Consider the following 23,115-nt stretch of genomic DNA (forward strand, 5'->3'; position numbering starts at 1 on the left):
ATAACTTGTAATATTGAGTCCAGATAAATAGCAATAGTGGAAACCCCCAGAATTAGGAGATTTAGGGGGCAAAAACCCCGACTTTTGATATAACTGATTATCCAAACTTGTAAACCATTAGCCTTCATTGCCCCCTTGTTAAGGGAGGTAAGGGGAGATCTGATCTTACAATTCAAAAGGACTACCATAAATAAATTAATTGTTTTGTTGAGACTCCCCCCTTATTAAGAGGGTTGGGGGGGGATCTAGCCCCAAATTTGCGGGGAACAGACAAGGATCTAATCCCTTTCCCAAAGGAACTTACGATCCGATTCAGCAATAGCCAGATCATTGATACTCGCAAATCGATATTGCATCAAACCATTTTCCGCAAATTCCCACATCTCATTACCATAGGCACGATACCACTGGTTAGATGAATCATGCCACTCATACTCAAACCGCACCGCAATGCGATCGCCCGTAAAAGCCCATAGCTCCTTACGCAAACGATAATCCAACTCCGTTGCCCATTTACGATACAAAAAAGCCTTAATCTCCTTCCTACCAGACAAAAACTCATCACGATTGCGCCATTGAGAATCAACCGTATAAGCTAAAACAACCTTTTCAGGATCTCTGATATTCCAAGCATCCTCAGCCATCTTGACCTTTTGAGTCGCCGTCTCTAGGGTAAAAGGAGGAAAAGGGGGTTTAGATTCAGTTACCATAATCACCTTCCTAAGCCACCCTCGCTTCTTCCACGGCGCGAGTTTCTCGGTATAAATGTTCCTCCATCGCCACCTTCAAATCATGATAGGCGGGATGTTCTTCCACCTCAAGACGATTGCGAGGACGAGGAAAAGGCACATCCAACACCTGAGCAATACCGGCCGCCGGACCTTTGGTCATCATAATAATCTTATCAGACAGTAACAAAGCCTCATCAATACTGTGAGTAATCATGATTACAGTTTTGCGATGTTCTTCCCAAATTCGCTCGATTTCTTCCTGCAAAAAACCACGAGTTAGAGCATCTAGCGCCCCAAAAGGCTCATCCATCAGCAAAATATCAGGATTAATAGCCAAAGCTCTGGCTATCCCTACCCTTTGCCTCATACCCCCTGATAACTCATGGGGATGTTTTTTTGCCGCCCCTTCCAGGTTCACCATTTGTAAATGCTCTTTTACAATTCTTTTTAAATTGGTAGGAGACATTTTCGGGTAAACCGTCTCCAGGGCAAAGCGGATATTTTCCTCCACCGTCATCCAAGGCATGAGGGCATAATTTTGGAACACCATACCACGATCAGGCCCCGGCCCTGTGATGGGTTCTTTGTTCATCATTACCGAGCCTGTGGTTGCCGAGGTTAAACCAGCGATAATACTCAATAAAGTAGATTTACCACAACCCGAAGGGCCAATGATACTGACAAAATTATTGTATTCAATATTGAGATTGATATTTTCAAGGGCGACAAAAGTTTTTTTCTTACTGCCAAATAAGCCATGCTTAGTAGAAAATACCTTTGATACTCCCCTTAAACATACCTGAACAGTATCTGGGGCTTCAAGATAAGTTAAATATTCTGGTTGATTAGATACAGTCATTATTTTTTACCGAAAGAAACAAGATTTTCAAGGAAGATAAAAATTTGGTCAAGTATTAAACCCACCAAACCGATGATGATAATGGCAACGATAATATTAGGTAAATATAGGTTATTCCATTCATTCCAGATGAAGTAACCTAACCCTGTGCCCAAAAGCATTTCTGCCGCCACGATTACCAACCAAGAAATACCCATACTGATTCTTAATCCCGAAATAATATTAGGTAGTGCCGCCGGAATAATTACCTTAAAAATAGTGCGCCAACGGGAAGCACCCAAAGTTCTCGCCACATCAAGATAATCGGAGTTAACATTACTAACCCCAAAAGCTGTATTGACAAGGGTAGGCCAAATACTACTGATTAAGATAATAAAAATACCTGTTTTTTCGGAATCTCGGAATAAATATAAACCCAAAGGCAACCAAGCCAAAGGAGAAACTGGTTTGAGTAACTGTACATAGGGGTTAAACGCTTTCGCAGCAATTTTAGAAATACCGATTAAAATGCCCAAGGGTACGGCAATCACCGAAGCCATAATATAACCGATTGCCACCCGTCGCAAACTAATCAATAAATTCCAACCAATACCCATATCATTAGGGCCATTATTGAAAAAAGGATTAGTCAACCACCACCACAACTCCTTAATAGTCAGAGAAGCGGTAGGTACTCCTTGGGAAAATAGTTCCAGATTTGCCCCTATTTCCCACGATGAGAGAAAAATGCCGAGGGAAATAAGGAATATCCCCAGCGCTTTTATGTTTTCATTTTCTAAGAATTGTTTAAATTTATTGTCTTGAGTAATATTCATCTTGACTGCAATTAGTGTTCTCTTTCTTGCCAAAACAACAAGGCAAACTCTGCATTAGTTTTACCCCCCTATCCACAAAAAATTGTGGAATTGATAAGTAACTATTCATTACCCCCTTATTAAGGGGCTAGGGAGGATAAACTCCTAGAAGCCAAACTCATCAATTTGAGCCTGTATATAGCCTTCTGGATCTTGAGGGTTAAATTCATCCAAAGCCAGGGTTTCCGTGCGATAAATATCATCAGGGGGAGTCTGTCCTAATTCCTGAGCCAATTCCCTCGCTAAATCCGTTAAAAACACATCCTGCCCGATTTCGTCATAACTACCATCAGCGATCAATTGGGCTGCCCTACCATTTCCTGAAATATCCCAACGGACTAACTGAGACGTAATCCAGTTAGCAAAACTCTGCCAAGGATAGGGGTCAAAATCGATGCGATCGGGTACATTAAAACTATTACCCAAACCATCTTCAAAATTACCCGTTAATACGGCTTTAACCACCTCCACAGGTTGATTAAGGAAAGATCTACCAGAAATAGCCTCGGCAATTTCCTCCCTATTTCCTGACTCACTAGCGTAATCCGTTGCCTGAATAATTGCTTTATTCAAAGCTCGGAAAGTATTAGGATTATCGTTTATCCAAGTATCACTGGCTGCAAAAGCACAACAGGGATGACCATCCCAAAGATCTTTGGTAAGTTTATAAATAAACCCTGCCCCTTCAAAAACGGCTCTTTGGTTAAAAGGATCAGGCATCAAGAAACCATCAATATCTCCAGCAATTAGCTGGGCAATACTATCTGGGGGAGGTACAGAGCGAATGGTAACATCAGTATCGGGATTAATACCACCAGTGGCGAGATAATATCTGAGCAGTAAATTGTGCATTGAATAAGGGAAAGGTACACCCAAAACAAAGCCTCTAAAATCTTCTGGCTTATTGACATTACCCCGATGCTTGTCGGCTATGGTAATGGCTTGACCATTAATATTTTCAATACTAGCCAGTTTCACTCCAAAGGTAGCCGAGCCTAATCCTAAAGTCATGGCAATGGGCATGGGGGCTAACATATGATAAGCATCCAATTCCCCCGCAATGGCGGAATCTCTTATCGCTCCCCAGCTTGGCATTCTGACGTTCTGAGTATTTAGACCATGTTTTTGATAAAAGCCCAAAGGCTGAGACATAATAATGGGAGTTGCACAGGTAATGGGAATAAAGCCCACTCGTAAATCTGTTTTTTCCAAATCCGATACATCTGGGGGAGGATCATCAGGATCAATTACCGTATCCCCACAAGCATTTACCAGGGTAACAAGGGCTGCACCGATGGCAATATTTTGTAAAAACTTACGGCGACTTACTTCCCCATTACGGATGGCATCCCCAAAAAACTGCCCAGATTTTGCTCCAAAGGCGGCAGAAAAGGCATTATCCAAACCTCCCGCTTGTTTTGCTAATTCCAAGACCAATTTTTCACGCTTGGGATTACCTTTACCCGCCATTTTCAAAAATAACTCTTTTCTTAGTTCGGCGGTACTCAGAGCATCGGCAATACCAAATGTTTGGGGTTTATATACTCCCATCTTGGTCAAGTCATTGATCATGTGCAAAGGATCACTGGGCATGGTTTCCATGAATTCCCAATGAGATTGACTTGGATGAAATTTACCACATTTAATACAAAGGTTTTCTACTCCTTTCCATTCATCTCGCTGAGATAAGACCGTCTTTGCGAATTTCATGATTATACATGTGAGTAGATAAACTGACCATGTGCATTAAACTGTTTTCTCCGACATGAACTGTATCAATAGATACTTTTACCTGAAGTTTTTTCCCTTTTTTGCGCTCAACCATTTTATTTAACCAATATAAAATTGGCGCTGGTGCGTTGGCTGTTCGGCGGTGCGGGTGCTGGTTTGTTGTTAGTTGTCCAGTGTTTGTTGGCTCGTTGCCGGCTGGCCAGTTCGGGCGGGGCTGGCCGCTCTCTGTTTGGGCGCTGTAGTGGCTTGCGGGCGGGCGTTTGTTAGCTCGCTCGCTTTTTTTTTGCGGATAACAGGTTAGGCAATCCCCTTATTTAGGATAACCGCGGCCATTCTGTTTCCATAAAGTGCAACCTCTTGGTGCGAGACGTTTAGGAGTCAAATAAGGCTGCAATGCATGAAATAACCTCCTAGTAGGACTTTCACCCCTTGGTGAAATATAAGGGACTCGTACCCTGACCATCCCATAACTGTTTATATGTCCCAACGTTTGGTATAGAAATATACAAAACAAGGCAGGGAACTCAAGGTCAAAACGCCAAACTGGAAATATTAATGATTCCTTAACAATTGCGTTGAGAGTAACGGCGATAGCCACCCCCAGTTTTGGGAATCACAAACCCGGGATTGAAGCGGGGAACGGAAGGCTCTGAGGTTTAACCTAACACCAAAAACGAGACCACTGCCAACCATCCAGGAGATTAGGGAAACCGAATGTCTGGCTTGAACCATCGTCATAAGTAGGCAGCGAAATAGGTTGTCACGCTGCGCTCAAAAGAGCAAGGGGAAAAGCAGGAAGTTTTTAGTATTACCTGCACAGACCTTTATAAGTAACCCCGGTGGATAGGACAAATCTAAAGATGGAATGCCCATATAAATGGAACGTTTAAACCTACATTCCGCAGGTTGACAGGGAATAAAAGATATGGTGCTAGTCTAGGCTAGAAAGGGTTCCTTCGAGCGGTAGGCTCTGGCGATGCAGATTAAAAATTTAGACCATCTGGGTTTAGTGGCTGGAGTGATTGACGAACTTGGCCTGGTCGAGTTGACGGATAAGCGGATTGAACCTCATAGCTTGGAGCATGTGAGTGCCGGACAAGTGGTTAAAGCCATGATTTTGAACGCCCTAGGCTTTCTCAGTGCACCGTTGTATTTATTCAGCGAGTTTTTTGAGAGTAAAGCGGTGTCTCATCTGCTCGGGGAAGGGGTAGAGGCTCGTCACTTGAATGACGACCGCTTAGGTCGAGTGTTGGATGAACTCTACGCAGAAGGGACGACATCATTTTTTCTCCAGGTGGCGCTCCAGGCTGTGGAACGATTTGGAATTGATATTCAACAGCGTCATCTCGATGCCACCTCGATCTCAGTAGAAGGGAAGTATCAGCGGTGCTCGAAGGGGAAATCCGAGGTAGGACTTGAGTCAGCTCCCCCCGGTGAGACATCAGCAGAACCCAGCCCAATTCGGCTGTGTCGAGGCTATTCCCGAGACCATCGTCCAGATTTGAAACAGTTTTTGATGACTCTAGTCTGTGCCGCCGACGGTGGCGTGCCGCTATGGTTGCAGTTGGCCAGTGGCAATGAACAGGACACTCAGCAGTTTGCAGAGGTGCTCAAGGCGTTTGGTGACCAATGGACTAGCGACGGTATCGTTGTGATGGATGCCGCCTTTTACACAGCAGCCAATCAGCGCAGATGGAGACCACGGGGTGGCTATCACGGCGTCGCTGACCCTAAAAGCGGCTCAAGAGCTGGTGCACAGCGATGTCACCCGACTGACTGAAGTCCCCTGCAACTCCAAGGATTACCGGATGTGGGAGATTGAGCAGACCTATGCCGGAGTGCGCCAGCGCTGGCGCCTCGTCGAAAGCCAAACCCGCAAAGCCAATGCCGACCTCTGGCAACCCGAATTAGAGAAGCTCGAACACCGCCTCAACCGCCAATTGAAAAAGCTGACCCAGCGGGTCTTTGCTTGCAAACCCGATGCCCTCGAGGCCTTGATGCAGTTTCAAGATGGACTCGAGGTGCATCAGCTCACTCAGGTCTCCCTGGAGACGGTGCGGGCCAAGCGACCCCCCGGTCGTCCCGCCAAATCCGCCGAACCCACCCCAGTTCAGGGCTATCGGCTCCAGGCCACGTTACAGCAGACCGCCACGGCGGAAGACCGCTTTAGCCGTCAGCGTAGTCGCTTTATTCTAGCCACCAATCAACTGGAGCAATCCCTCTGGCCGGCTCAGACCTGCTTGAGCGAATATAAAGGGCAACAGACCGTCGAGAGAGGCTTTCGCTTCCTCAAAGACCCCCTCTTCTTTGCCAGTAGCGTCTTTGTCAAAAAGCCGCAGCGGGTCGAGGCCTTAGCTCTCATCATGGCCCTAACCCTTATGGTGTATACCCTCGCCGAACGCCAACTGCGACAGGCGCTAGATGCTCAGAAGCAAACGGTGCGCGACCAACGCCAACAACCCACCGCTAAACCGACCTTTCGCTGGATTATGCAGAAGTTTCAAGGAATCCACTGGGTTAATCTCGATGGGCAAAGGCAGATTAGCAATCTCAATGATGAACGGCGATTGATTATTCACCTCTTCGGTCCACCCGTTGAGCGCTATTACTACGCATCCGGTTAATTACCTATCAACCTGCGGAATGTAGGTTTAAACTCCTATTAGGCTCTCTGCGAGTACATCTCGTAGAGTAGTGAAAAGTGTAAGCGCATGGTGCGAGACGTTCGGGTATGAAATAGGGCTGAAATGCCCGAAATAACTACCCGGTGAGGATTCCAGCTCCGAATCTGGATATAAGGAGACCTCTCCTGACCATCCTCATAACTGGTTATATGTCCCGACGCTTAGGGAACTAAGCAAGGCAGGGAACTCAAGGTCATAAACGAACTGAGAAATCAGGGAGTAGAGAGTAACGGCGATAGCCACCCCCAGTTTTGGAAATCATAACTCCAGGATTGAAGCGGGGAACGGAAGGCGTGAGGTAGAACCTACTACCAAGACGCGACCACTGCCAACCATCTATGATTAGGAAGACCGAATGTCCGACTTGAACTATCGTAATACACTAGCAGCGAAATAGGTTGACACGCTGCGCTCAAAAGGGCAAGGGGAAAAGTAGGGGGTTCGTGCGACTACCTACACAGACCTTTAAAAGTACCCCGGCGGAGAGGACAAATCTAACGATGGAATGCCCATATAATCGGAACGTTGTAACCCCTCTAATGCTCTGCCTATAAACCAGTGAGTAATGCTATTCACAAGGCAGTAGTGAAAAATGTAAGCGCATGGTGCGAGACGTTCGGGTATGAAATAGGGCTGAAATGCCCGAAATAACTACCCGGTGAGGATTCCAGCTCCGAATCTGGATATAAGGAGACCTCTCCTGACCATCCTCATAACTGGTTATATGTCCCGACGCTTAGGGAACTAAGCAAGGCAGGGAACTCAAGGTCATAAACGAACTGAGAAATCAGGGAGTAGAGAGTAACGGCGATAGCCACCCCCAGTTTTGGAAATCATAACTCCAGGATTGAAGCGGGGAACGGAAGGCGTGAGGTAGAACCTACTACCAAGACGCGACCACTGCCAACCATCTATGATTAGGAAGACCGAATGTCCGACTTGAACCATCGTAATACACTAGCAGCGAAATAGGTTGACACGCTGCGCTCAAAAGGGCAAGGGGAAAAGTAGGGGGTTCGTGCGACTACCTATACAGACCTTTAAAAGTACCCCGGCGGAGAGGACAAATCTAACGATGGAATGCCCATATAATCGGAACGTTGTAACCCCTCTAATGCTCTGCCTATAAACCAGTGAGTAATGCTATTCACAAGGCAGTAGTGAAAAATGTAAGCGCATGCTTAGAGGGTGAAGGATGTGACCAGAAGCTAAAGCCCAATTGTCATGGTTGGGATATGCCCACAGGTCACGGTGGGGATATAGATACTGCGGTCAGTAAGAGTATAATGGCGAGGACGAGTTTAAAGACTACGTGGTGCATATAGCTCTGAACATCGAAGTAGAAAGCAGGTCTCTTGATTCTGCTCCTTTGACAAATAGGGTATCCACACCAGGAGCCGTGTGATGGGAAACTATCAAGCACGGTTCTGAATGGGAGAGGGTGAAGGTGACTTCACTCTCGACCCCTAACCCTATAAGGGGAAAGGATGTGACTGAAAGCCAATGCCTAACTGTAATGGTTGGGATATGCCCACTAGTCACGGTGTGGATATAGAGACTGCGATGATGTAAGAGTGCTTATGACGTGAGCGAGTTTAAAGACTACGTGTTGTATATAGCTCCCAAAGTTGAAGTCACAAAGCAGGGGGTTGTAGCCCTGTTCCTACTGACAATAGGGTGTCCACATCAGGAGCCGTGTGATGTGAAAGTATCAAGCACGGTTTGGAATTGGAGTTGGGGAAGGTGACTTCTCTTTCGACCATAACCAGTTTAGAGACACCGGGGAGATTTTCCTAAAGTGAAAGTATTTGCAGTTTAGAGATTACCGGGGAGGTTAGGCGATCGCTTTTCCGGACGGTTGACTGTTTTTCTAATCTGGTAGGGAGGTAGGGCGATCGCTTTTCGGGTGGCGGGGGGTTTGGCGGCGCTGGGGGAGGGATTAAGGGCGCAGCGGTAAAATCCATGAGTGGAGCGTAGCGGAACGAATTTAACTTTGTGACCAAGCCCTTAATACCGTGGGTGGGTGGGTTCCGCCGCCGCCAATGGGGGGAGCTTGAGGCGATCGCTTTTCGGGTGGCGGGTTTTGGAATGCTCCTTAGTCGGGGTGAGTTGAGAGGTAGGGCGATCGCCGGCGCGGACAGTTGGCTGGTTTGGGCTAACTTGTGGGGAGGTGCGGTTGGCTGGTTTTTAGAGGCGGTTGATTTGTGGGGAGGCAAGGTTTTCTGTTTTTTAGATTCTCGTGCGATCGCCGGCGCGGATAGTCCTTGGCGTGCCTTGGTTGGGATGCCTAGTTACTGGGTGCTTCGCACAAGAGGGGTTGACTTATGGGGATGCCAGGTTATTGGGCGCAGTGGCTTACTAGTGTTCAGTGAAGTTTAGTGGTGGCGCTCCTCTCGTAATCGCCGCGCGCCAAAACGAAAGTTACTAGTGTTCAGGAAAGGTGATCGCGGGCGCGGGCTCCAAATACCGCTCGGTCCTAGGCGGCAGTGGCTTACTAGTGTTCAGTGAAAGCAACTGGTGGGGGAGCCGCTCCGGGGTGGGTAGTGCTAAAGAGGTAATGATGCGTTGTAGTGATGGATAAAGTGCGAGACGTTTAGGAGTGAAATAAGGCTGCAATGCCTGAAATAACCTCCTAGAGGGAGATAGACTGAATCAACCCAGTTTACCCCTTAACTGTCTATATGTTCCGACACTCGGGCTTAAAACGAGCAAGGCAGGAAACTCAAGGTCAATCCCATTTTAAGAAATCGCCAAATTTACCGTCCAGGTGAACTTAGGAGGAGTAAAATCCACTTGGGGCGATTATGGGAAAGAGTAAAGGCGATAGCCACCCCCAGTTTTGGGAATCACAAACCCAGGATTGAAGCGGGGAACGGAAGGCGTGATGTAGAACATACTACTAGACGCGACCACTGCCAACCATCCAGGAGATTAGGGAAACCGAATGTCTGGCTTGAACCATCGTTATCACTAGGCAGCGAAATATGTTGATACGCTGCGCTCAAAAGGGCATGGGGAACAACAGGGATATTTTACAGTTACCTGTACAGACCTTTATAAGTACCCCGGTGGATAGGACAAATCTAAAGATGGAATGCCCATATAGACGGAACGTTTAAACCCCTATTAGGCTCTCTGCGAGCACATCTCGTAGAGTAGTGAAAAGTGTAAGCGCATGGTGCGAGACGTTCGGGTATGAAATAGGGCTGAAATGCCCGAAATAACTACCCGGTGAGGATTCCAGCTCCGAATCTGGATATAAGGAGACCTCTCCTGACCATCCTCATAACTGGTTATATGTCCCGACGCTTAGGGAACTAAGCAAGGCAGGGAACTCAAGGTCATAAACGAACTGAGAAATCAGGGAGTAGAGAGTAACGGCGATAGCCACCCCCAGTTTTGGAAATCATAACTCCAGGATTGAAGCGGGGAACGGAAGGCGTGAGGTAGAACCTACTACCAAGACGCGACCACTGCCAACCATCTATGATTAGCAAGACCGAATGTCCGACTTGAACCATCGTAATACACTAGCAGCGAAATAGGTTGACACGCTGCGCTCAAAAGGGCAAGGGGAAAAGTAGGGGGTTCGTGCGACTACCTACACAGACCTTTAAAAGTACCCCGGCGGAGAGGACAAATCTAACGATGGAATGCCCATATATAGCACAAGACAGGAAAGTTAGGACGTATAATGGAGAGGACGAGATGACTAAGAAGACCAAAAATGCCAGCCCCCTATAGTTACGACCTCAGACAAAAAGTTATTGATGCAATTGAACTAGACGGTATGCCCAAAACAGAAGCCAGTCCAGTTTTCCATGTCAGCCGGAACACCATTAATCTCTGGCTGCAAAGAAAAGCACAGACCGGAGACTTCCTCCCTAAACCTAATCACCCACCTGGCAATAACCACAAAATTACCGACTGGCAAAAATTCAAGGCTTTTGCCCAAGAGCATGGCCACAAAACCTCCGCTCAAATGGCTGAACTTTGGGATGACGACATCTCTCCTCGCACCATATCCAGAGCCTTGAAGAAAATTGGCTTCACCAGAAAAAAAACTTACGGCTACCAAGAACGTTGGAAGCAACAGCGAGAGGAGTTTATGGCTCAGATTGAACAGATGGAGCCACAAGAAGTGGTCTACCTCGATGAAGCCGGCATGAATAGTCAGGACTCGGATTACCCTTATGGTTACTGCGAGGAAGGAAAACGCTTCCATGCCCTCAAATCAGGGAAGAGGCAGGACAGGGTGAGCTATAGCACAAGACAGAACACTTAGGACGTATAATGGAGAGGACGAGATGACTAAGAAGACCAAAAATGCCAGCCCCCTATAGTTACGACCTCAGACAAAAAGTTATTGATGCCATTGAACTAGACGGTATGCCCAAAACAGAAGCCAGTCAAGTTTTCCATGTCAGCAGGAACACCATTAATCTCTGGCTGCAAAGAAAAGCACAGACCGGAGACTTCCTCCCTAAACCTCATCACCGACCTGGCAATAACCACAAAATTACCGACTGGCAAAAATTCAAGGCTTTTGCCCAAGAGCATGGCGACAAAACAGCAGCTCAAATGGCTGAACTTTGGGATGACGACATCTCTCCTCGCACCATATCCAGAGCCTTGAAGAAAATTGGCTTCACCAGAAAAAAACTTACGGCTACCAAGAACGTGATGAGCAACAGCGAGAGGAGTTTATGGCTCAGATTGAACAGATGGAGCCGGAAGAAGTGGTCTACCTCGATGAAGCCGGCATGAATAGTCAGGACTCGGATTACCCTTATGGTTACTGCGAGGAAGGAAAACGCTTCCATGCACTCAAATCAGGGAAGAGGCAGGGCAGGGTAAGTATGATAGCCGCATGGTGTCATCAACAACTCTTAGCTCCCTTTAGCTTTGAGGGTTGTTGTAATCGGACAGTGTTTGAGTTGTGGTTGGAGTTCATCTTAATTCCAACATTGAAGCCAGGTCAGACTCTAGTATTGGACAATGCAACGTTTCATAAAGGGGGACGGATTGCTGAACTGGTGGAGGCAGCTCAATGCCGTTTACTCTATCTACCACCTTATTCGCCAGACCTCAAGAAGATAGAGAAATGTTGGTCGTGGCTGAAAGCCCGTATTCGCCACTGCATTGAGCAGTTTGATTCTCTCCATGATGCCATGGATTCCGTTCTCAAAGCTGCGTCCTAACCACCTTGACTAATGCTATAATCGGAACGTTGTAACCCCTCTAATGCTCTGCCTATAAACCAGTGAGTAATGCTATTCACAAGGCAGTAGTGAAAAATGTAAGCGCATGCTTAGAGGGTGAAGGATGTGACCAGAAGCTAAAGCCCAATTGTCATGGTTGGGATATGCCCACAGGTCACGGTGGGGATATAGATACTGCGGTCAGTAAGAGTATAATGGCGAGGACGAGTTTAAAGACTACGTGGTGCATATAGCTCTGAACATCGAAGTAGAAAGCAGGTCTCTTGATTCTGCTCCTTTGACAAATAGGGTATCCACACCAGGAGCCGTGTGATGGGAAACTATCAAGCACGGTTCTGAATGGGAGAGGGTGAAGGTGACTTCACTCTCGACCCCTAACCCTATAAGGGGAAAGGATGTGACTGAAAGCCAATGCCTAACTGTAATGGTTGGGATATGCCCACTAGTCACGGTGTGGATATAGAGACTGCGATGATGTAAGAGTGCTTATGACGTGAGCGAGTTTAAAGACTACGTGTTGTATATAGCTCCCAAAGTTGAAGTCACAAAGCAGGGGGTTGTAGCCCTGTTCCTACTGACAATAGGGTGTCCACATCAGGAGCCGTGTGATGTGAAAGTATCAAGCACGGTTTGGAATTGGAGTTGGGGGAGGCGACTTCCCTTTCGACCATAACATACCAAATGCCACCAATGTGATTCTGCAAACACTTGGAAAAGGACAAGGTCTTGGGTACTAAGCGAGACACTGGTTGTCTCAAGGTATTGTTAAACCTTTCGATGTAGCTGGTCAAACCTGTATCCTTCCCAACCCCTTGATGACGTTTACTCGGTAGAACAGCCTCATAGGCTCCCCAGAAATCTGTATAAGCCACCGCACATTGGCGATACACTGGGGGCAATGACTCCCACAATTGGCGGGCTGCGGCTTCATCCCGTGCACCAATGTCAACACCGACAATCTCACGGGTTTTTACGTCGAGAGCTAACCAAATCCACTGTTTGTTTCCTTTATGGTTGACAAATGACCACAATTCATCACATTGAATCGTTAACCTCCCGTTTTTTGCGCCTCACCTGGACTTGGCGGGGCACAGAGGCATATTTCTGATTGACGTAGTTTGGCAGCCAGGGCTCAGACACTTGGACGGCCCGTGCTATTCCGGCAAGGGGAATTCTCTCCATCCGCAAACGGTCAATCAGAGACCGTGTTTCTTGGTCAATCACCTTTTTGGTGGGGGTGTTCAACAAACTGTCGTCCATAATCACGACACTTGAACCGTTGTTTGCCGTTGTGAATCCGTCCATTTTTGACGGTGTGGGTAGATGTACAAGTTGGGCAGGCAGGTATGGAAATTGAACCCGAGTCGGTTTTGTTATGGTCGAAAGGGAAGTCGCCTTCCCCAACTCCAATTCCAAACCGTACTTGAGACTTTCATCTCATACGGCTCCTGATGTGGATACCCCTTTTGTCATTGGGAACAGGGCTACAACCCCCTGCTTTATGACCTCAACTTTCGGAGCTATATACAACCACGTAGTCATTAACTCGCTCTCGTCATAAACACTCTTAGTTGTCGCAGTCTCTATATCCACACCGTGACTAGTGGGCATATCCTAACTATTACAGTTAGGCATTAGCTTTCAATCACATCCTTTCCCCTTAAAGGGTTAGGGGTCGAGAGTGAAGTCACCTTCACCCTCTCCCATTCAGAACCGTGCTTGATAGTTTCCCATCACACGGCTCCTGGTGTGGATACCCTATTTGTCAAAGGAGCAGAATCAAGAGACCTGCTTTCTACTTCGATGTTCAGAGCTATATGCACCACGTAGTCTTTAAACTCGTCCTCGCCATTATACTCTTACTGACCGCAGTATCTATATCCCCACCGTGACCTGTGGGCATATCCCAACCATGACAATTGGGCTTTAGCTTCTGGTCACATCCTTCACCCTCTAAGGTTAGGGGTCGAGAGTGAAGTCACCTTCACCCTCTCCCATTCAGAACCGTGCTTGATAGTTTCCCATCACACGGCTCCTGGTGTGGATACCCTATTTGTCAAAGGAGCAGAATCAAGAGACCTGCTTTCTACTTCGATGTTCAGAGCTATATGCACCACGTAGTCTTTAAACTCGTCCTCGCCATTATACTCTTACTGACCGCAGTATCTATATCCCCACCGTGACCTGTAGGCATATCCCAACCATGACAATTGGGCTTTAGCTTCTGGTCACATCCTTCACCCTCTAAGCATGCGCTTACATTTTTCACTACTGCCTTGTGAATAGCATTACTCACTGGTTTATAGGCAGAGCATTAGAGGGGTTACAACGTTCCGATTATATGGGCATTCCATCGTTAGATTTGTCCTCTCCGCCGGGGTACTTTTAAAGGTCTGTATAGGTAGTCGCACGAACCCCCTACTTTTCCCCTTGCCCTTTTGAGCGCAGCGTGTCAACCTATTTCGCTGCTAGTGTATTACGATGGTTCAAGTCGGACATTCGGTCTTGCTAATCATAGATGGTTGGCAGTGGTCGCGTCTTGGTAGTAGGTTCTACCTCACGCCTTCCGTTCCCCGCTTCAATCCTGGAGTTATGATTTCTAAAACTGGGGGTGGCTATCGCCGTTACTCTCTACTCCCTGATTTCTCAGTTCGTTTATGACCTTGAGTTCCCTGCCTTGCTTAGTTCCCTAAGCGTCGGGACATATAACCAGTTATGAGGATGGTCAGGAGAGGTCTCCTTATATCCAGATTCGGAGCTGGAATCCTCACCGGGTAGTTATTTCGGGCATTTCAGCCCTATTTCATACCCGAACGTCTCGCACCATACGCTTACACTTTTCACGCTCTGCTTGCGAGAATATTGCTCACTTGTTTATTAGCAGAGCCTAAGAGGGGTTTAAACGTTCCGTTTATATGGGCATTCCATCTTTAGATTGGTCTTATCCACCGGGGTATTTTCAAGGTCTGTGTAGGTAGTGTAAGTAAACTCCTACTTTTCCCCTTGCTCTTTTGAGCGCAGCGTTTCAACCTGTTTCGCTACTATAAATTGACGATGGTTCAAGCCGGACATTCGGTTTCCCTAATCATAGATGATTGGCAGTGGTCGGGTTATTGGGAACAGGTTTCCCTCACGCCTTCCGTTCCCCGCTTCAATCTGACGGGTTGTGAGTCCTGAAACTGGGGGTGGCTATCGCCTTTACTCTCAACTTCCTGCTGTACATAAAACCAGCGTTCAGTCTTGACCTTGAGTTCCCTGCCTTGTTTGGATTCCTCCCAACGTCGGGACATATAAACAGTTATGAGGATGGTCACGAGTGCGCTCCTTATATTCAACCAAGGGGTTGAAGTCCCCACCAGGCGGTTATTTCTGGCATTGCAGCCTTATTTCATGCCTGAACGTCTCGCACTACACCTCTATCATTACATATTAGGCACTACCCAATTTTTTTAGATCAAACAAACCTCCTTGTATGCTCGGAAACCCTATAGGTTTCCGTATATTTCGCAATTTAGCGATAATCTCTTCTTTCAAGCGTCCCCGCAGTTGAAATAAGACACATGGATCTTCACTAAAGCGATCGCCTAACATATAATAAACTGCACCAATATGCTTACAGGGGTTAGCCGGATCTGGACAACAGAGCGCGAGAATGTACTTCATCCAAATTCAAAGGAAATAGCCGCCAGCCATTTTTAGCAAATACATCCTCAATATTGTAAGGCATTTCCCCCGCTAACAACTTCGCCGAAAAAATCGCCTGCTGGGATAATGTTTCAATCACATATCCCCATTCTTCCTCCGTAAAAGCATCTAACCACAATTCCACCTGATAAGGTTCCGCTTGCGTCCCCTGGACTTGCGCCAGAACCCGCTGACCAGTAAATTCAATATTGAGAACATTACCCGGTCTCGCATAATTTCTCGCCCTTTCCAATCGTTTCTTAAACCGATAGCGATTCCGAATATCTAACCATTGCTGGGTCCACCATTCCTGATTATTTTCTATATGGTAATCTGCCATAATTGGGAACCCCAAAAAATATCGTTTTATTCATTATAGACAACCAGTGAGGGTTGACAACAGCCGGGAACTCATGATAAGATATTGACATATCGTTTCATAATAAGAATATATGCAGCAGCCAAAAAAATGCAACTATTCCCATTATCTAAAGTATAGCGCAGACCCCCCAAAAAGGCAACCCCACCCCCCCCAAAAAAATTTTTTCGCAACATTTCTTAATTTTTTGTTACAAAAGTTAACATAATGACCTAGTGATGGCGATAATGCGATCGCAGTAGGGGGAATATTTGGGCTGAGAATTTGCGTAAATTGTTTGACGGAAATTGATAAATAATTATAGGGATAGGTTAATTTATGAGATTCAGAAGACCGAAAGAACTGCTGGGCAAGGTGAATGTCAAAATCGCGCTGCAAATGTTGGGTCGATTAAGCATAATCAGCGTCATATCTTTGGTTCTGGCAACGATTAACAACTTAGGAAATCATAAAAACTACTGGGAGCGGACAATTTTTGCGACGCAGACAGTAGATTTTAACATTTTATCTCACACTTTGCCGACGAAACTTTCCCTGGCGCTGCTAGAGGGAGAAACGGAGGAGTTGCAGCGGACTCTGGACAGTAACTACGGACTGTTCGGGTTAGTAGTCACGAACTGCGAAAGTGCGATCGCCGATTGTCCAGAGCAGGAAATCCTCTACTATTCCAATTCCCGTCGCCTTTGGAAAGAGGGTTTGAAGGTGGAAAACCTAACTAATGAGCCTTACGATCTCCTACGGGACCCGCCGCCATTGTTTGCGGAACGCAAATATACACGGCGTTATCAACCGGAAGCTGACCCGACGGGGATGGTCAACAGAGGGGAAATCATCGGGCGGGTATATTACGTCCGGCGGGTGCCGCCAACCTTCGCGGAGAGTTACGGGAAATGGGCGAGGGGGTTGCTGAGGTTCCAGCACAGTCCTAGTATTTTCTCGCTGACTACGGGTATATTTTTGACGGGGGGTGCAGTGGTTTGGTTGCTGATCGAATTTATGTTGTACCGAAAGCGCCGAGAGAAGAAACAGTTACTGGAAGAGGCGCGGAATATTCGGGAAGAGTTGGAGCAGAAAGTTAAACAAAATGAAGCCCTGATCGCTGTTAGGGAAAAGGGGCGGGAGGAGTTGGAGGACTACCGAAGGGAACAGCAATCGATCGCAACGGAACTGAAAATAGCGATCGCCGACTACGAACAGAAAATCGTGGATTTCCAACATCAACAGGATGATAGCCAGACCTCTCTGCAAGAACTGCGGAATCAATTAGCCTGGGCGGTGGAATATCAGGTAGAGGCGCAAGAGGAAATTGACAGACGGTCTGAGGCGATCGCCAACCTGGAAAATTGCCTGAATAGCCAGAAAAGGGAACAGCAGGAAATGACGCGCACCCTGGAAAAGTTGCAGCGCCAGTTGCAGGAAACCGAAAATCGGGAAAAGAGGACCAATGAGGAGATAGTGAGCCTGAATCAAAAGATTGCGGAACTGACCCGCGAGTATGATCAGGCGATACAGCAATCGGCAGACCTGCAAAGCCAACTGAGGGAACAAGCTGATGTTGAGCAGTTGAGAAGAGCCTTGGAATCGGCTAGGGAAGAATCAGAGTGTATCAAAGAACAGTCCCGAGATTTTGAAGTCTATATCACCGAAGAAAATGAGCGTTTGGCAGCCAAAATCAGACAGTTAGAAAATGAACTGGGGGAACATAGATCGAGAATTTTGTACCTGGAAAGTCGCCTTGAGGATAGGGAGGTAGGTGATCACCATGTCAGTGACTGGATCAAACCTGAAGATTGCTTTACCCCAGCCAACCTCAGTAGATCCAACATATCCTCTCTGTCCAGTTCTGAGGTAATCAGAGGTCTACATCGCTTGGAATTTGTGACTGACCACCAAACAGGGAGCCATGTTCACCTCAAAAAAACCCTTGTTTGTAGGGTTCCCCATCATGGCAGAGATGTGCCTTACGGTACCCTCAAAAAGATTTTACAATCGGGGAAGATAAGCGAACAAGAGTTGAGGGATAATTTCTGATTTGAGCAACTCGGTTCCCTATTTAATCATAAATGATTGGGGAAATTGGGATGATGGGTGGGAGGGTAGGAGACTAAAATTCCCCAGCATGATAGGAACTCCGAACCAGGGGACCGGAGCGAACGTGAGAAAAACCCATATCTTTGGCGATCGCCCCTAGACGGTCAAACTCTTGGGGGGTCCAATATTTATGGACGGGGAGATGATCGAGGGAAGGGCGCATATATTGACCGATAGTGAGGCGCGCGCATTGAACTTGTCTTAAATCAGCGAAAGTCTGTAAAATCTCTTCTTCGGTTTCCCCATGTCCCAACATGAGACCGGACTTAGTAGGAATAGTCGGGTCAACTTCTCGGACGTGGCGCAACAGGTCGAGAGAGCGATCGTACTTCGCCCCCCGTCGCACCGGAAGCGTCAGCCGTCGCACGGTTTCAATATTATGGTTATAACAAGCAGGTTTCGCCCTCACCACGAAATCAATACGCTGATATTGTTGCTGTTGAGTATCTTCAGCCTTTCCCCCCCAAAAATCGGGAGTAAGCACCTCTATTTGAGTTTGGGGACAAAGCGATCGAATTTGCTCCATAGTAGCCACAAACCAGCCCGCGCCGCCATCAGCCAAATCATCCCGCGCCACAGAAGTTAACACCACATAACGCAACCCCAAAATTTGGACTGCTTCTGCTACCTTGCGGGGTTCATCGTGATCAAGTGGCATAGGAGCATGGCCCTTATCAACTTGACAAAAAGCACAGGAGCGGGTACAAGTAGGCCCCATAAGTAAAAAAGTAGCCGTCCCCTGAGCATAACATTCCCCCCGGTTGGGACAGCGCCCCTCCTCACAAATAGTATGAATTTGTCGCTGTTTGATAATCCGTTGCACCTGCGAGAGTTCACTAGCCGCACCAATAGGACGACGCAACCACTCAGGCATAGATTTAATTGCGTCTCGGTGACGTGATGAGATAGAATCAGGAGTGGTTGACATAATGTATTGATATCTAGGATAGCTATTTTTTATAACACAAAGCAGTTTTCTGCGATGCTGATTATATGGGAACTCACTATAGCAGCTTCTCAAGCCATCAAGTACATTCGGAAGCCCCTCGCCCCGTTTGGGAGAGGGGTTTGGGGTGAGGGTAATGGTTTGATGGCGGTATCCTTGACCATTGTTGGTGATGCCATACTATTCTCGACTTTGTTAAGCTATCAACAGATTTGAGAAGGTTAAGTGCTGCACCAATATTCAGATTATGTATTCATCACCGGGGGAGTAAGCCGTGGCAGGTCGGAAAATTATAGTTATTGATGATAGTAAGGTGATTCGGGTAAAAGTTCGGGAGATGTTACCCCAGGGTAACTTTGATGTGCTAGAAGCGAAAGACGGGAAAGAAGGCATAGACCTAGTGCGCCAAGAACGCCCCAACCTGATTATGCTGGATTTCCTGTTACCTAAACTCAGCGGATGGGATGTTTTTCAGCAAATCCAAGCTAGTGAAGAACTTAGGAAAATTCCCCTGGTGTTGATGTCTGGTCGAAAAGAGGAAGTGACGGAGAAAATTGCTGAACCTTTCGAGTATTTTGAGTTTATCGAAAAACCTTTTGAGAGAGGACAATTGATAGATGCGATCAAGTCGGCTTTTGAAAAGGCTAAGAAACCTCGCCCACCTCTGAAAGTGGCTCCCCCCGCACCTGCACCAACTCAAGAGACAGCACCTCCTCCTGTGGCGGCGACAACGGCGGCGGATGCAGCTAAGATTAAGGCTTTAGAACAGAAAATTGTTGCTATGCAGAGGGAAATGGTAGCCCTGAAAAAACAGGTGGCGCAAATCAAGGCTTTTGTACTCAAAAAAGTCAAGTAGGGGTGAGTAACTGTTAATTATGACCTTAGAATCTTCGTTTCTCAATCAGCTTGAGGGGGCTGCGGATACCCTTATGGAACACTTGGATAATTTTGCTAAGGCGCGAATTCTGGTGGTGGGGGATCTGACTCTGGATGAGTTTATGACTGGTCAGGTGGAGAGGTTGTCGCGGGAAGCACCAGTGCTAATTCTGCGCCATGAAGTTACTCAACAAATCCCAGGAGGGGGAGCTAATGCGGTTTACAATTTGGCTAAGTTGGGGGCTGCAGTGTCGGTGGCGGGGTTGGTGGGAAAGGATGACCAAGGGGAGACTCTCAAGAGGATTTTTCGGGAGGCGGGAATTGATACGGAGGGTATTCTCACAGACGCAGACCGCCCTACGGTGACTAAAACTCGGATTTCTGGACACGCGCGCCAGTCGGTGACTCAGCAAATTGTCCGGGTCGATCGCAAATCGGATGATTTACCCAGCTTGGAACTTCAATGGCGGTTGGCTGAATATATCGAACAACACAGAGATAATGTTGATGGGGTGGTTTGTTCGGACTATGGGGATGGGGTGTTAACTTCCCCGGTTATTGGCGCGGCTTTGGGTCATGGGTTTTCGGTGGTGGATGCTCAAGTTGATTTACAACGCTATCAGGGGGCGATGTTGTTTACTCCTAATGTTCCTGAAGCGGAAAAGGCGGTAGGATATTCGATCGCTAATGAAGAGAGTCTCAGACGTGCGGGGACTGATTTACTGAATTTGACTCGGGCGAAACGGGTGCTAATTACTAGGGGTGAGGAGGGGATGAGTCTTTTTGAATGGGGGGAAAATCAGACGCTACAAGTTAGCCATATTCCTCCGTTTAATGTTTTGGATGTTTTTGATGTGACGGGGGCGGGAGATACTGTGGTGGCGGCTTTAACTTTGGCTTTATCTGTGGGGGCGAGTTTTTGGGAGGCGGCGGTTTTGGGTAATTTGGCGGCTAGTTTGGTGGTGCGTCAGTTTGGGACGGCTACGACTTCTATAGCGGAAATGAAGGAGGCTTTGCGATCGCTTTTGGAAGGTGAAGTTAGTTGAGTTGACTATGAACAGAGTAATCATCCATGATGCCCAAAATCAGCAGTGGTTACTATTTGAACATCCCTGCTATATTGTTAATTGCGATCGTCTCGATCAGGTAATTCCTGCCTTACAACAGATTGATGAAAGTCTCCGGGAAGGGCATTTATGGGCGGCGGGTTTTATCAGTTATGAAGCCTCTAGCGCTTTCGATTCCGCTTTGAATACCTATCCCCCAGATGAGTTTCCTTTGCTCTGGTTTGGGCTATATCAACAACCACAAATTATCACCCCACCCCGCCTCTGTTCGCCATCAGATTATACTGTGGGTGAGTGGTTATCTTCTGTCACCCCCACTGAATATCAGGAGGCTATTAACCAAATTCGAGGTTATATTGCTAGGGGGGAAACCTATCAGGTCAATTATACTTTTCGCCTACGGACGGAGTTTTCTGGGGATGCTTTGGCTTGGTTTTGGCAATTAGTGCGATCGCAACAAGCCGACTATGCAGCATATATCGAATGTGGCGATCGCTTTAGCATTTGTTCTGCTTCCCCGGAACTATTTTTCCAACTCTCTGACCGTCAACTGGTCGCTCGTCCCATGAAAGGAACCGCCGCCCGTGGTTGCACTTTAACCGAAGATAATGCGATCGCCCAATGGCTGCAAAATTCCCCCAAAAACCGCGCCGAGAACGTCATGATTGTGGATATGATCCGCAATGATATTAGTCGCATTGGGGATATTAAAACCGTCCAAGTTCCCGAATTATTTACCGTCGAAAAATACCCAACCCTGTGGCAAATGACCTCCACAGTCACCGCCAAAACCCAGGCTTTACCATCAGAAATCATCGCCGCCTTATTCCCCTGTGCTTCCATTACAGGCGCACCCAAACCCAGAACCATGCAGTTAATTCACCAGTTAGAAACTACTCCCCGCCACCTTTATACTGGAACCATTGGCTTTATCCAACCACAACAGACCCCGAATAATTATAGAACCCAGTTTAACGTAGCCATTCGTACAGTTATCATTGACCACGAAAATAATCAAGCCGAGTATGGCGTTGGTGGTGGTATTCTGTGGGATTCTGACAGCCAGGATGAATACCAAGAATGTGAAACCAAAGCCAAGTTTCTGAGCATCAATAATAGCTGTGATTTTTCCCTATTAGAAACCATGCTATGGACCCCAGAGGCAGGATTTTTTCTCCGGGAAGAACACCTAAACAGGTTATCAGAGTCAGCCATATATTTTGGGATTCCCTTATCCCTAGAACACATCAATCAACAATTAATCGATTTAAGTAAATCCTGGTCAATTCCCTATCGAGTTAGGTTATTAGTTGACCGCCAGGGTGTTCTCAATTACGAAATTTCTGCCTTTGAGAAATCCCCACCTAACCGACAGATTTATTTAGGTTTATCTCCCACGCCCATTAATTCCCAAAACCCTTTTTTATATCATAAAACCACGAACCGCAGCATCTATGAAACCGCCCGGAATTCCCGTCCCGACTGTGATGATGTGATTTTATGGAATGAACGGGGAGAGGTCACAGAAACTACGATTGCTAATCTGATTATTAAAATCAATGATGATTGGCTTACCCCCCCAGTCACCAGCGGTTTACTTCCCGGAACTTTTCGGGGTAGCTTACTCAAGCAGGGTAAGCTCAAAGAGGCTATTATTGATATAGAGACCCTCCAAAAATCGGAGGATATTTATATCATTAATTCTGTCCGCCAATGGCAAAAAGCCACTCTTAAAACCACTAAATAACCTCCTCTCGCCGTCTCTCCATAGGGGGGGTTTATTCATCCTCAGCGCGTGGGGAGATATAATTCACAGCAGAACCCCAGAGGGCGGGTTTATTCATCTTCGGGTGGGGAGATATAATTCACAGCAGAACCCCAGAGGGCGGGTTTATAGGGCGGGTTTATTCATCCTCAGCGCGTGGGGAGATATAATTCACAGCAGAACCCCAGAGGGCGGGTTTATAGGGCGGGTTTATTTATCTTCGGGT

The 23,115-nt window shown here is 47.0% G+C and carries 16 protein-coding genes and 4 pseudogenes; 11 read left to right on the plus strand and 9 right to left on the minus strand.

The window, feature by feature from the left end:
• Positions 1–278 precede the first annotated feature (278 nt).
• The 4 genes from HFV01_RS17785 to HFV01_RS17800 all read right to left on the minus strand — a co-directional run bounded on the left by HFV01_RS17785 (position 279) and on the right by HFV01_RS17800 (position 4,154).
• On the minus strand, positions 279–710 hold the full coding sequence (locus tag HFV01_RS17785; RefSeq protein ID WP_006620528.1) for a nuclear transport factor 2 family protein: 432 nt from the start codon (positions 708–710) through the stop codon (positions 279–281).
• 10 nt (positions 711–720) lie between these two features.
• On the minus strand, positions 721–1,590 hold the full coding sequence (locus HFV01_RS17790) for an ABC transporter ATP-binding protein (protein ID WP_006616530.1): 870 nt from the start codon (positions 1,588–1,590) through the stop codon (positions 721–723).
• Positions 1,590–2,405, minus strand: coding sequence for a nitrate ABC transporter permease (gene ntrB, locus HFV01_RS17795; protein WP_006620530.1), 816 nt, complete (start codon positions 2,403–2,405; stop codon positions 1,590–1,592). The genes HFV01_RS17790 and ntrB overlap by 1 nt, the downstream gene beginning before the upstream one ends.
• Positions 2,406–2,549: 144 nt before the next feature.
• Positions 2,550–4,154, minus strand: coding sequence for a CmpA/NrtA family ABC transporter substrate-binding protein (locus tag HFV01_RS17800; RefSeq protein WP_006620531.1), 1,605 nt, complete (start codon positions 4,152–4,154; stop codon positions 2,550–2,552).
• 997 nt (positions 4,155–5,151) lie between these two features.
• Between HFV01_RS17800 and HFV01_RS17805 the strand changes: the two are divergent.
• Positions 5,152–6,799: pseudogene (locus HFV01_RS17805) on the plus strand (IS1634-like element ISAtsp2 family transposase).
• An 828-nt stretch (positions 6,800–7,627) separates the two neighbouring features.
• Here the strand turns inward: HFV01_RS17805 and HFV01_RS17810 are convergent.
• Positions 7,628–7,807 carry a hypothetical protein gene (locus tag HFV01_RS17810; RefSeq protein WP_008050473.1) on the minus strand — a complete coding sequence of 60 codons (180 nt, stop codon included), beginning with the start codon at positions 7,805–7,807 and terminating at the stop codon, positions 7,628–7,630.
• A gap of 1,047 nt (positions 7,808–8,854) precedes the next feature.
• Here HFV01_RS17810 and HFV01_RS17815 point away from each other — a divergent pair.
• Positions 8,855–9,238, plus strand: a complete 384-nt coding sequence (locus HFV01_RS17815; protein ID WP_008053270.1) for a hypothetical protein — start codon at positions 8,855–8,857, stop codon at positions 9,236–9,238.
• Between the two features lie 962 nt (positions 9,239–10,200).
• Here the strand turns inward: HFV01_RS17815 and HFV01_RS17820 are convergent.
• Positions 10,201–10,380: a hypothetical protein gene (locus HFV01_RS17820; protein WP_006625930.1), complete on the minus strand. Its 180-nt coding sequence runs from the start codon at positions 10,378–10,380 to the stop codon at positions 10,201–10,203.
• Positions 10,381–10,586: 206 nt separating this feature from the next.
• On the opposite strand from HFV01_RS17820, the pseudogene HFV01_RS17825 reads away from it, so the two are divergent.
• Positions 10,587–11,120 (plus strand): annotated as a pseudogene (locus tag HFV01_RS17825) (IS630 transposase-related protein); the annotation flags it as partial.
• Between the two features lie 65 nt (positions 11,121–11,185).
• Positions 11,186–12,060 (plus strand): IS630-like element ISAtsp1 family transposase gene (locus tag HFV01_RS17830; protein WP_108614981.1). Its coding sequence is split into 2 segments (ribosomal slippage): positions 11,186–11,513 and positions 11,513–12,060, totalling 876 coding nucleotides; the frame shifts between segments, so codons are not numbered across the junction.
• A 698-nt stretch (positions 12,061–12,758) separates the two neighbouring features.
• On the opposite strand, the pseudogene HFV01_RS17835 reads toward HFV01_RS17830, so the two are convergent.
• Positions 12,759–13,429 (minus strand): annotated as a pseudogene (locus HFV01_RS17835) (IS1 family transposase); the annotation flags it as partial.
• A 1,133-nt stretch (positions 13,430–14,562) separates the two neighbouring features.
• Between HFV01_RS17835 and HFV01_RS17840 the strand changes: the two are divergent.
• Together HFV01_RS17840 and HFV01_RS30900 are read left to right on the plus strand one after the other, a co-directional pair.
• Positions 14,563–14,742: a hypothetical protein gene (locus HFV01_RS17840; RefSeq protein ID WP_006625930.1), complete on the plus strand. Its 180-nt coding sequence runs from the start codon at positions 14,563–14,565 to the stop codon at positions 14,740–14,742.
• Between the two features lie 393 nt (positions 14,743–15,135).
• Positions 15,136–15,258: a hypothetical protein gene (locus HFV01_RS30900; RefSeq protein WP_006620893.1), complete on the plus strand. Its 123-nt coding sequence runs from the start codon at positions 15,136–15,138 to the stop codon at positions 15,256–15,258.
• 318 nt (positions 15,259–15,576) lie between these two features.
• Here the strand turns inward: HFV01_RS30900 and HFV01_RS17855 are convergent.
• Positions 15,577–16,105: pseudogene (locus HFV01_RS17855) on the minus strand (SWIM zinc finger family protein); the annotation flags it as partial.
• Between the two features lie 357 nt (positions 16,106–16,462).
• On the opposite strand from HFV01_RS17855, the gene HFV01_RS17860 reads away from it, so the two are divergent.
• On the plus strand, positions 16,463–18,175 hold the full coding sequence (locus tag HFV01_RS17860; RefSeq protein ID WP_193520257.1) for a type II toxin-antitoxin system HicA family toxin: 1,713 nt from the start codon (positions 16,463–16,465) through the stop codon (positions 18,173–18,175).
• Positions 18,176–18,248: 73 nt separating this feature from the next.
• Here HFV01_RS17860 and lipA read toward each other — a convergent pair whose 3' ends face one another.
• Positions 18,249–19,163 (minus strand): lipoyl synthase, encoded by a 915-nt coding sequence (lipA, locus tag HFV01_RS17865; RefSeq protein WP_035758563.1) that lies wholly within the window; start codon positions 19,161–19,163, stop codon positions 18,249–18,251.
• A gap of 54 nt (positions 19,164–19,217) precedes the next feature.
• Here lipA and HFV01_RS17870 point away from each other — a divergent pair, with 54 nt between their 5' ends.
• Genes HFV01_RS17870 through pabB form a run of 4 tightly spaced genes read left to right on the plus strand, consistent with a single transcriptional unit; the run spans position 19,218 to position 22,871 of the window.
• Positions 19,218–19,397 carry a hypothetical protein gene (locus tag HFV01_RS17870; RefSeq protein WP_006669441.1) on the plus strand — a complete coding sequence of 60 codons (180 nt, stop codon included), beginning with the start codon at positions 19,218–19,220 and terminating at the stop codon, positions 19,395–19,397.
• Positions 19,398–19,455: 58 nt separating this feature from the next.
• Positions 19,456–20,037, plus strand: coding sequence for a response regulator (locus tag HFV01_RS17875; protein ID WP_006620539.1), 582 nt, complete (start codon positions 19,456–19,458; stop codon positions 20,035–20,037).
• A 19-nt stretch (positions 20,038–20,056) separates the two neighbouring features.
• The gene (locus HFV01_RS17880) at positions 20,057–21,103 is read left to right on the plus strand and encodes a bifunctional heptose 7-phosphate kinase/heptose 1-phosphate adenyltransferase (RefSeq protein WP_008049546.1); all 1,047 of its coding nucleotides are present in this window, start codon (positions 20,057–20,059) and stop codon (positions 21,101–21,103) included.
• A gap of 7 nt (positions 21,104–21,110) precedes the next feature.
• Positions 21,111–22,871 (plus strand): aminodeoxychorismate synthase component I, encoded by a 1,761-nt coding sequence (gene pabB / locus HFV01_RS17885; RefSeq protein WP_006620541.1) that lies wholly within the window; start codon positions 21,111–21,113, stop codon positions 22,869–22,871.
• Positions 22,872–23,115 lie beyond the last annotated feature (244 nt).

Origin of the sequence: Limnospira fusiformis SAG 85.79, assembly GCF_012516315.1 — a bacterium.
GTDB classification, from domain to species: Bacteria; Cyanobacteriota; Cyanobacteriia; order Cyanobacteriales; family Microcoleaceae; genus Limnospira; species Limnospira fusiformis.

Coding starts and splice junctions, on each gene's coding strand:
- pabB (WP_006620541.1), top strand. CDS start 21,111: ATGAACAGAGTAATCATCCATGATGCCCAAAATCAGCAGTGGTTACTA.
- HFV01_RS17790 (WP_006616530.1), bottom strand. CDS start 1,590: ATGACTGTATCTAATCAACCAGAATATTTAACTTATCTTGAAGCCCCA.
- HFV01_RS17880 (WP_008049546.1), top strand. CDS start 20,057: ATGACCTTAGAATCTTCGTTTCTCAATCAGCTTGAGGGGGCTGCGGAT.
- HFV01_RS17820 (WP_006625930.1), bottom strand. CDS start 10,380: ATGGTTCAAGTCGGACATTCGGTCTTGCTAATCATAGATGGTTGGCAG.
- HFV01_RS17810 (WP_008050473.1), bottom strand. CDS start 7,807: ATGGTTCAAGTCGGACATTCGGTCTTCCTAATCATAGATGGTTGGCAG.
- HFV01_RS17860 (WP_193520257.1), top strand. CDS start 16,463: ATGAGATTCAGAAGACCGAAAGAACTGCTGGGCAAGGTGAATGTCAAA.
- lipA (WP_035758563.1), bottom strand. CDS start 19,163: ATGTCAACCACTCCTGATTCTATCTCATCACGTCACCGAGACGCAATT.
- ntrB (WP_006620530.1), bottom strand. CDS start 2,405: ATGAATATTACTCAAGACAATAAATTTAAACAATTCTTAGAAAATGAA.
- HFV01_RS17800 (WP_006620531.1), bottom strand. CDS start 4,154: ATGAAATTCGCAAAGACGGTCTTATCTCAGCGAGATGAATGGAAAGGA.
- HFV01_RS17785 (WP_006620528.1), bottom strand. CDS start 710: ATGGTAACTGAATCTAAACCCCCTTTTCCTCCTTTTACCCTAGAGACG.
- HFV01_RS17840 (WP_006625930.1), top strand. CDS start 14,563: ATGGTTCAAGTCGGACATTCGGTCTTGCTAATCATAGATGGTTGGCAG.
- HFV01_RS17870 (WP_006669441.1), top strand. CDS start 19,218: ATGCTGATTATATGGGAACTCACTATAGCAGCTTCTCAAGCCATCAAG.
- HFV01_RS30900 (WP_006620893.1), top strand. CDS start 15,136: ATGGTTCAAGCCGGACATTCGGTTTCCCTAATCATAGATGATTGGCAG.